Consider the following 9,045-nt stretch of genomic DNA (forward strand, 5'->3'; position numbering starts at 1 on the left):
CCGTTATTAGATTCCCCGAAATATTAAGAGAAGCTGTAAAAACATTTCCGTGGAAGAGAATAGAGAATACAAGAGATAAGTTAATTCATGGATATTTTGGTGCCGACTACGAAATTCTCTGGGAAACGATAAAGTAAAGAGTCTCAAAACTACAGTCCTTCATTTCGGAAATTTTAGAAGAGATGAGAGCAAATTGCGACCCTCAGACTTGAGGGGTTTTGAAGATTTAGCACAAAAGTGTTCACAAATTCGTTCAGAATTTCAAGTTAAAAACGCTCTTTGAAGAAATTGAAGACTTTAAAGAACTTGAGGAAATCATCAAAGGGTTAAAAGAAGAGTGAAGTGTCTAAGGAGATGATTCCGAGAAGAGTACTCCCAGACGATGGTCCAAAAATTCCAGAAAGAGCATGGGAGTTTCGAATGAATAACCAGAGTAGGAAGGTAAGAAGTCGACATGCTCAAGTGCGACAAGCAAAAAACCCCGGCGTGTTACCTCTGCTCAAGAGATTAAAAAGTAATTCCGTACGACGCACAAAGAAAAACGACAGCTGCAGCAAAGCTGCTGAACACCGGGCTTTTAATTAAAATTAAAGCTTCACCCTCCTCCTCACGAGTTGATTTCTTTCCGAAATTTTTTCGAGGAACTTTTCGAAGCTGTCGAACTCTGCAACCTTCTCTTTTAAAAATACTCCGGTTCTACCTATCTCCCTCCTCCTCTCCAGAACTCTAATTCTCTCCTCAACTATGTCCACTCCTACTCCAAGAATTTTTGCAACTTCACTTTTATCGAGCTCGTTGATTGGAATTTCCACGTGCCCAAAGCTCTCGGGAATTATAAGCACAAGCCTCTTATCAACTCCGCAAACTCTTTTGTCCTTTTTCAACTCAGCGAGGGTTATTGCTCCTCCAAATTTGTAGAAATCCAGCTCTCTATCTTTCATCTTCGCAAGAGGAAAGCTAACGTTAGCGTTAGCCAAAACGAATTCACCCTTAACAACGTGATTCGGAGTTGCCTGGATTATCCTTTTTTCCAAAATTTCGAAATCCGAAAGGGCGAGTTCTATTTTAAAGGAGGGAATTTGAAGGGGGACGAAAATGTCCACATCGCTACTTTCCTTAACATCTCCCCTCGCTACGCTTCCGTACAAAATCGAGGGAATTCCGAAGTCTTCGAGGGTTTCCATTATCTCCCTCGCTACCTTTCTCTTTTCTTTTAAAAGCTTCCAGCGCTCACCGTCGTACTTTACAACTCTCCTTTCCCCGTAAGTTGCGACCTTCATTCTACCGTTTCATCTATCCAGTCCAAATACTTCCTATCACCCTCCTCAACGTTCAAAGCGCATATGCACGGAGTCGTGTAGCTGTGGATTTTCTTTATCTCCTCCCTAACCTCGGAGAACTTCTCAGCTTTCGTCTTTACTATCATCGCATACTCTTCATCCCTCTGAATTTCTCCCTCCCACCAGTACATCGACTCTATTTTCCAGAAATTAACGCAAGCGGCAAGCTTCTTTTCAAGGAGGTGCTTAGCGATCTTTTCAGCCTCCTCTTTGGAAGAGGCTGTTACGTAAATGAAGTAGTACATGAAATTCGTTAAACTAAACAGATATAAATTTTTACCTCAAGAATAGAAGTTCTCCAGTTTTCTTCTGGCTCTTCGAAGCGCATCTTTGCCAACAAGCCTCTCAGCGTACTCATCTGCAGCTTTCTCGATTTCGTTCTCGGGGATGTGAAGGAAGGTCAAAAACTTAACGGCTTTAAGCGAAAACAGTTTGTTTTGCATAGCGTGAAATTTCTCGTGGTATATAACAGCCGAAAGCTCGTCCTCCTCAAGTAACTCAAGCAAGCCTTCGCTCACAAAAACATCCCTTCCTATCGTGAATGCCTTGGGTAGGAGCGTGTTCAGCACGTAAACTCTCTTCAAACCGTGTTTTTTCGCGAGTTCGTCATCAATTCTGAAACCGTACCTCTTTCCCAAGTACAATTTGTAAACTTTTGGAAAGCTGAGAAGGAGTATTCCGAAGGTCAAAGCGTAGAGAGCATAGTACTTCATAAACCAGAACATGTCGCAGGACATTGAGAAGTATATTACCGGCAAATTGACTGCAACAAAAGCGTTTGCGAAAATGTAGAACCTCACCTTAAGAATCGAATCCCTTGAAAGCAGGTATCCCAAGGTGGCTACAGCAACTCCCACGCTAAAAACAAAAAAAGCTTTACCGAAGTTGGAGTTCGCGAGACAGTAAAACGCGCAGGCTATTGAATTCACTTCCTCTCCACCCTCTTGTAGAAGTAATCTACAACGACATCTCCAAATTTGTCTATCAACCTGTCGAGAATGCTTTGAACGAAATTAACCTCCACATCCTTCTTGCTCACAGCCGGATAAAACACGAACTTCCTTCTCCCGTCAACGCTCTTCTTCTCCTTCCTAACGAATCCGTTCTTTTCAAGCCTGTCGAGCGTAGCAGCAACACTTGACATCGACGCATTTACGCCTTTAGCAATCTCCGAAAGGGTCGCCTCTTTTTTCTCCCACAGAAACTCCATTATCTTCTCCTCAAGTGGAGAGAATATCCTTATTTCCTCCCCCAGCTCGATCCTCTCTCTTTTGACCATTAAACTAAATTCTATTCAGCTGGTATAAAAGCGTTTTCAAACTATCTCAGCCTCTTCAAATACCTCCATACCCCCTTCAGAAATCGTGTAGGGACGGGGTCTTCTTGAGTGATTCATTCTCCGCATCTTTAAAACCTCCACAATCAATATTACCTCCTCGAACTCGCCTCCCCTCGTCATTCTGAGAACTATCAGCCCGTCGGAAACGTATTCGAGAATTCCGTATTTCGAGTGAAGCGGATTGTCCTTATCGCTCTCGCTCGTTATAATCGCTGTTGCACCGCTCTCCTTTATAATCCTCTTAAAGGTAGATAGGGCTTTATACCTCTCCCTTTCCGAGTAAAGGGTTTCGAGGACGCTTATATTATCTATCACAACCCTTTCCACACCAAAATTTGTGAAAACTGCTTTTATTTCATTTTCAATTTTTTCAAAGCTATCCTTCACGACTTCTGCTTCGAGTCTCAGAATTCTTACGTCATTTTCAAGACTCATGCCGAAGCCTTTTGCGGTTTCAATAATGCTCTCTTCATCCTCCTCAAAGCTTATGAAAATGCACTTCTCTCCCCTTCTAACTCCCTCGCTGATAAAGTGTAGAGAAAGAGTCGTTTTTCCCGTGCCGTATCCTCCGATTACCCCAACCACGTATCCCTTTGGAATTCCACCTCCAAGCATCTTGTCCAATCCCGGAATTCCCGTTGAGAGTAGCATCATATCACCCTGTGAACCCTCGAAATTACGGCGCCGACGAAGGGATCAAGCTTAACCTCAAATCTTGAAATTCCGGAACGTTCTATAAATGGCATCAACCCGGAGAACTTTCTTATGTACATCCACCTTCTCATTTCCCCTCTCTCGTAGCTGAGTTCGAAATCCACCACTATGTCGAACTGGTCAAGTAGCTCGTTTTCCCTTTCATTGGGCAATTTGGAGTAGTGAAAAGCTACGATGGACTCTTTTCTCTTACAAACCTTCTTTAATCCCTTTATAAAGTCTATGAGGTCTCTCCACTTTATCTCAAACCCTACAAGCCTCACGAGATCCGTTAGAGAGTCGAAGAAGATAAAACTGTTTTCCTCAATATTATCAAAAGCATTTATAATTTCTACCATTATCCCCCTTCTCTCCCTCATACTTTCAAGCATCTCTTTACCGCCTATCCACCTCATTGGAATCGCGCTTTTTTCGAAATACGCTTCAGCGAAACTGACAATTTCCACGTTCTCTAAAACGCTCTCAGGATTCTCTTTAGGGAAAGTTAGGGAAATCTTGTCCTTCACTTCCTCGACCGCATCCGTTACGGAGAAGTAGTAGCTTTTAACGTTCTCATTTTGGGAAGAAAGCCTCATTGCGGTGATGGCAAATTCCCTCGCGCAGCCTCCGACGTTTTCAGTAAAAACAGCAACAGTCGATGGAATTTCATGTTCGTCTATTACATCAACACCGAATCTCACCCTCATACGAGCTCAATCACCTCATCACTCATCAGAAAAACTTGAGCATACGTCGACTCGTCAAGCTCCCCACTTAGGGTGAATAAAATGACCGTAAATCCCTCCGCTCGCATTCTTCCGGTAACTTGCCTGAGGAACTTTATCATGGATTCCTTAGACTTATACAGGGAAATCGTAGATAAGGAGTCGAAGAAGACGAATTTGTGGTTCGAATTGAGCTTTTCCATTGCTCTCTTCAAGGCGACTTGAATGTGAACTGGATCGGGAGAAGATACGTAAATGCAATCCTCCTCTCTTTCGTAAGAGTACTCCCTTGACACGCAATCGATGAATACGAGCTTTTCAACGTTCACTCCAGATGATGAAAGAATTCTTTTCAAACTCCTACAGGGTTTGTTGAAAGATACGTAAATACCTTCGCCGAAGCTTGTGAAGTATCTGAGCACGCTGCTCAAAATCGCTGCGTAGTTTTTCGTGTTAACTTTAAAGAGGAGAATTTCAGCTCCGTTAGCCAAAGCGACTTCGACTTTTCTTACAACGTCCTCCAGCACGCTCTCATCCCACATTACCTTTCACCGGATCACATTTTTACCCACAACCTCCCTGTCGGTTCTGAATCGATAACCCTCTATAAAAATATCTCTGTTTCTGTAAACCTTTCCCTCAAGCAAATGTAGCGTGAAGAATTCAACTTCGACCGGATCTCTAACAAAAACCTTTGGAGCCAAATCGTACTCTCCGAACAGCTCGAACTCGTTTAAATCAAGCTCTCCTATTATCTCCTCCAGCCCCCACTCCATCCAATCCCACAGCGAACCGAACTCTTTCATTTCCCGCAAAAACATGGAAGCAGAGATGTACGACTCCGGAGAGTTGTCACCCTCCAAAACTTCTTCCGGCTTTTTAGCCCCCCTCGGCTTTGGATAGCCAACGAATTCGCAATCCTCAACTTCTGGAAACTCTCCTTTTGTTGCCCAAACCACACCTTTCCCCCTCAACCCCTCCCGATAAACGTAGGCGACAAGTTTGTAGCCCTTTTTAATCCATATTCCTCTGTAAAGTTTGAGAATCTCCTCGGGATTGACTTTAGACTTCTGCCAACCATCTTTTCCGCCGACTCTCCAAAAATCCTCCGCTTTCATGTGCAAATTCTGGAGTTCCTTGGCAGAAAATTTAATTATCATTCGAAACAAATCTGCAAAAAAGGTTATAAATTATTTCCGCTAATAAAACTGCAAGTTCTCGTTGATCTCTCCAACGAGGTTCTTTTTAACGAGTTCTTTAGCCTCCTCCAAGTTGTAATTTCCAAGAAGCCACATCACCTTAACGAGAGCAACCTCTGGAAGCATGTCTTCTCCTTCGATAACTCCAGCTTGGAGAAGATACCTCCCGGTATCGTAGACTCTATCGCAAACCCTCCCCCACAAACACTGGGAAGTCATAACGACGAGGCTGTCATCAGCTATTCTTTTTATCGTTTCTACCCAGTCCGTAGAGACGTGTCCAAGCCCCGTTCCCTCAATAACGAAACCCCTGTATCCTTTATCGTAGTAGAAGTCGAGAATTTCCGGTGAAAGTCCCGGGAAGAATTTTATCAAAACTACTCTCTTTTCCAGCTTATCCTTAAGTTTGAGCTCCCTCTCCCCCCTCCTGAATCTATCAGCCAGCCACTCGATCTTTCCATCCGGATAGCTGACTTTACCGAGCGGCGGATAATTTACGCTCTGGAAAGCATCCCTCCTTGAAGTGTGGTTCTTTCTAACCTTCACACCCCTATGAATGTAGCAGAAATCGTCGCTTGTGGTTCCATGCATAACAACCACAACCTCTCCAAGATCTGAAAGGGCTGTGCGTGCTGCGCAGATCATGTTTATAGCCGCATCGCTGCTCGGTCTGTCGGAACTTCGCTGAGCTCCTACGAAAACCACCGGCTTTGGAGTGGAGATCATGAAGGAAAGGGCTGCTGAAGAGTAGTGCATCGTATCCGTTCCGTGAGTGATTATTACTCCCTCGTAGTCTTTTTTCAGTGACCTGTAAACCTCTCTCGCAAGCTCGATCCAGTACTCGGGCTTCATGTTCTCGCTCAGTATGTTGTACAAAAGGGTGGCATCTATTTTGCATATCTCCGCCAACTCGGGAATGTCGGAAACAATCTCCTCAGCAGAAAACTGACTCGTCACGGCTCCAGTTCTGTAATCAACTTTGCTCGCTATCGTTCCTCCGGTAGAGATAACTTTAACGTTCGGAAGTCCCTCCTTCCACTCCACCTTTGGCGGTGGTGGAAGTTTGAACTCCTCCTCGTAGACTTCGAGTATTTCGTAATCTTTGAAGCCGACGTTGTAACCGTTATCGAGCTTAAGAACGAGCTTGTCTGTGAAGGAAGGCATAACTATTCCTTCGAAAATTCTTCCCTTCGCTCTTATCTTTACTCTCTTCCCGAGCATACCCTTTCAACCTCGCTCATGAGGAAGTTTATTCTTTCCTTTATCCTCGACTTTAAAACTTTCAGCTTTTCCTCATCTTCAGAAATTTCTCTCTCCCTCTCCTTGATCATTCTCTCCAACTCTTCTTTTGCCGTTCCCCCGATGTTTTTCCTCCTTTCCAAAGACTTTTCGACGTCAAGCCATTCTTTCAACTCCTCCTCCGACACTTCTATTTTTACTCCAAAACTCTCGACTTCTTTTACCAGCTCCTCTGCCTTCGGGGGAATTTTGTTCTTCTTTACCAAGCTTCCGACTATTTTGTGAGAGAGCCTAAAAGGTACACCCTTTTTCACGAGAAGGTCTGCAAGATCGGTAGCCAACGTTAATCCCTTGGATGCCTTTTCTCTCATCACCTCTTCTTTGAACTTCAAAGCGGAAAACATCTTTCTGAACGTCCTTACGGAGAGCAAGCACTCATTCATCGAAACGTAAAGCAGGCTGTTCATCTCCTGAAAATCTCTGTTGTAGGCGTAAGGTAGAGCTTTTAGGATAGTGCACGCTGAAGCTAAATAGCCTACGCTCTTTCCGGCTTTAGCTCTGATTATCTCGGCAACATCGGGATTCTTTTTCTGGGGCATTATGCTCGAAGAAGACGAGAACTCGTCGGGAAGCTCAACGAAGTTGAACTCCGAAGCCCACAAAATAATTTCCTCGCAAAACCTACTCAGATCCAGCATTACGGATGTGGAGAAGAACAGCGATTCTATCAGAAAATCCCTTGAGGCTGATGCGTCCATGCTGTTCTCAACCACCCCATCAAACCCGAGGAGATCCGCCACGTATTCTCTATCGAGTTTGTGGGGAGTCGAGGCGAAAGCCGCCCCTCCAAGAGGAGACTTGTTAACTCTTCCGAAAACCTCCAGCCCCCTTTCGAAATCCCTCTTTATCGCGTCGTGGTAGGCTATCAGGTAATGGGAAAGCTTAGTCGGTTGAGCGTACTGCAAATGCGTAAACCCGGGCATTATGCAGTCGAAATATTCTCTCGCTTTCTCAAGAAAGGTTTTTCTTAACTCCAAAAGCTCCGAAAGGATCTCTATAATTTTCTCCCTTGCGAAAAGTCTTAAACAAGTCGCTACCTCGTCGTTTCTGCTCCTTGCTGTGTGCATTTTCATTCCGCTTTCCTTGGCTATTTCAACGACCTTACTCTCTATAGCCTCATGAACATCTTCCCCGATCAATTTCTCCAATCCCAACTTTTCAACTTCTTTCAAAGCCTCGAAAATTCTCTTTGCATCTTCCCTCGATACTAATCCAACCTTGAGAAGTCCGAGAACATGGGCGTAATCAACGAGAATATCGTACTTGAAAATGTACTTGTCGTGTTCCAAAGAGCTTGTTAACTTTAAAGCGTCTTCGTCCAAACTTTTGCTTAACCTGCTTCTAATCATCGAGAAGAGAAGAGCAAAGGAAGTAATAAAGTTTTGGAAAAAAGTTAAAAATTAGTTAGTCTTCGCTGCTTTCGCTCTCACTCTCGCTTTCGCTTTCGAAGCTCTCCTTACCTTTCTCCTTTTCAAGTCCCTTGGCAGCTATGACGTCGTCGATTCTTAGGATCATTATTGCCACTTCCGTGGCTGAGCTTATAGCCTGCTTCTTAACTTTGAGCGGCTCAAGAACTCCCTGCTCCTTCATGTCCACGATTTTTCCGCTGAACACGTCGACTCCAGCATAGACGTTTCCTTGTTCATGAGCTTTTCTAAGCTCAACCAAGATGTCGATCGGATCCAACCCGGCGTTTTCAGCCAAAGTTCTCGGAATTATTTCGAGGGCTGATGCGAAGGCTTCAGCAGCCAACTGTTCTCTTCCACCAAGGCTTGGAGCCCACTCTTTGATCCTCAAGCTGAGCTCGATTTCTGGAGCACCGCCGCCGGCAACAACTCTACCGTCTTCCAAAGCAGCCTTGACGACCTTGATCGCATCGGTCAAGCTTCTCTCGATTTCATCTACGACGTGTTCAGTTCCACCTCTTATGAGTATCGTCACTGCTTTCGGATTCTTGCAGCCTCTTATGAACACCATTTCCTCGTCTCCGACCTTCTTCTCCTCCACAAGCTCAGCCTCTCCGAGGTCTTCTGGCTTGATGTCCCTAAGATCGGTTATGATCCTCGCTCCGGTAGCCTTCGAAATCTTTTCGATGTCGCTCTGCTTCACTCTCCTTACAGCAAGAACTCCGGCTTTAGCAAGGTAATACTGAGCCAAGTCGTCGATTCCCTTCTGGCAGAACACTACATTTGCTCCAGCCTCGACGATCTTGTCAACCATCTCCTTTATCATCTTCTCCTCTTGCTCTATGAACCTCTGAAGCATGTCTGGATCGGTAATTCTTATCTTGGCATCAGTTTCAGTCTCCTTAACCTCTAAAGCGGCATTCAACACGAGTATCTTGGCATTTTTTACGAGCTTCGGCATTCCCGGGTGAACGACTTCCTTGTCGATGACGATTCCCTCTACAAGCTCCGAGTCTTCTACAGACGCTCCAGTTCTCTTTTCTA

At 44.6% G+C, this 9,045-nt stretch carries 12 protein-coding genes; 1 reads left to right on the top strand and 11 read right to left on the bottom strand.

Going from position 1 to position 9,045, the window contains the following annotated elements:
- Nucleotides 1–20 precede the first annotated feature (20 nt).
- The gene (locus F7C14_RS11100) at nt 21–137 is read left to right on the top strand and encodes a HepT-like ribonuclease domain-containing protein (protein WP_367114332.1); all 117 of its coding nucleotides are present in this window, start codon (nt 21–23) and stop codon (nt 135–137) included.
- 450 nt (nt 138–587) lie between these two features.
- On the opposite strand, the gene F7C14_RS04245 is transcribed toward F7C14_RS11100, so the two are convergent.
- From F7C14_RS04245 to thsB, 11 genes are all read right to left on the bottom strand, one after another.
- Entirely contained in the window at nt 588–1,280 is a 693-nt protein-coding gene (locus tag F7C14_RS04245) for a nucleotidyltransferase domain-containing protein (protein ID WP_290900206.1), read from the bottom strand.
- Nucleotides 1,277–1,585, bottom strand: coding sequence for a divalent-cation tolerance protein CutA (gene cutA / locus F7C14_RS04250; RefSeq protein WP_012965382.1), 309 nt, complete (start codon nt 1,583–1,585; stop codon nt 1,277–1,279). Before cutA ends, F7C14_RS04245 begins: the two co-directional genes overlap by 4 nt.
- A gap of 36 nt (nt 1,586–1,621) precedes the next feature.
- Nucleotides 1,622–2,269: a M48 family metalloprotease gene (locus F7C14_RS04255; protein ID WP_290900207.1), complete on the bottom strand. Its 648-nt coding sequence runs from the start codon at nt 2,267–2,269 to the stop codon at nt 1,622–1,624.
- Nucleotides 2,266–2,619 (bottom strand): BlaI/MecI/CopY family transcriptional regulator, encoded by a 354-nt coding sequence (locus F7C14_RS04260; RefSeq protein ID WP_290900208.1) that lies wholly within the window; start codon nt 2,617–2,619, stop codon nt 2,266–2,268. Before F7C14_RS04260 ends, F7C14_RS04255 begins: the two co-directional genes overlap by 4 nt.
- Before the next feature lie 36 nt (nt 2,620–2,655).
- Nucleotides 2,656–3,330, bottom strand: coding sequence for a KaiC domain-containing protein (locus tag F7C14_RS04265; RefSeq protein WP_290900209.1), 675 nt, complete (start codon nt 3,328–3,330; stop codon nt 2,656–2,658).
- A complete protein-coding gene (locus tag F7C14_RS04270) occupies nt 3,330–4,079 on the bottom strand; it encodes a hypothetical protein (protein WP_290900210.1) in 750 nt (249 codons plus the stop codon). The genes F7C14_RS04265 and F7C14_RS04270 overlap by 1 nt, the downstream gene beginning before the upstream one ends.
- Nucleotides 4,076–4,624, bottom strand: coding sequence for an ATPase domain-containing protein (locus F7C14_RS04275; RefSeq protein WP_290900211.1), 549 nt, complete (start codon nt 4,622–4,624; stop codon nt 4,076–4,078). Before F7C14_RS04275 ends, F7C14_RS04270 begins: the two co-directional genes overlap by 4 nt.
- A gap of 21 nt (nt 4,625–4,645) precedes the next feature.
- Nucleotides 4,646–5,257, bottom strand: a complete 612-nt coding sequence (locus F7C14_RS04280; RefSeq protein WP_290900212.1) for a hypothetical protein — start codon at nt 5,255–5,257, stop codon at nt 4,646–4,648.
- A gap of 39 nt (nt 5,258–5,296) precedes the next feature.
- Nucleotides 5,297–6,517, bottom strand: a complete 1,221-nt coding sequence (gene gatD / locus F7C14_RS04285) for a Glu-tRNA(Gln) amidotransferase subunit GatD (protein WP_290900213.1) — start codon at nt 6,515–6,517, stop codon at nt 5,297–5,299.
- Nucleotides 6,499–7,944, bottom strand: coding sequence for an argininosuccinate lyase (argH, locus tag F7C14_RS04290; RefSeq protein WP_290900214.1), 1,446 nt, complete (start codon nt 7,942–7,944; stop codon nt 6,499–6,501). Before argH ends, gatD begins: the two co-directional genes overlap by 19 nt.
- A gap of 55 nt (nt 7,945–7,999) precedes the next feature.
- Nucleotides 8,000–9,045 (bottom strand): thermosome subunit beta (gene thsB, locus F7C14_RS04295; protein ID WP_290900215.1); only part of this gene is annotated, 1,046 nt, incomplete at its 5' end.

The organism is Ferroglobus sp. (genome assembly GCF_015521575.1).
Lineage (GTDB): Archaea > Halobacteriota > Archaeoglobi > Archaeoglobales > Archaeoglobaceae > Ferroglobus.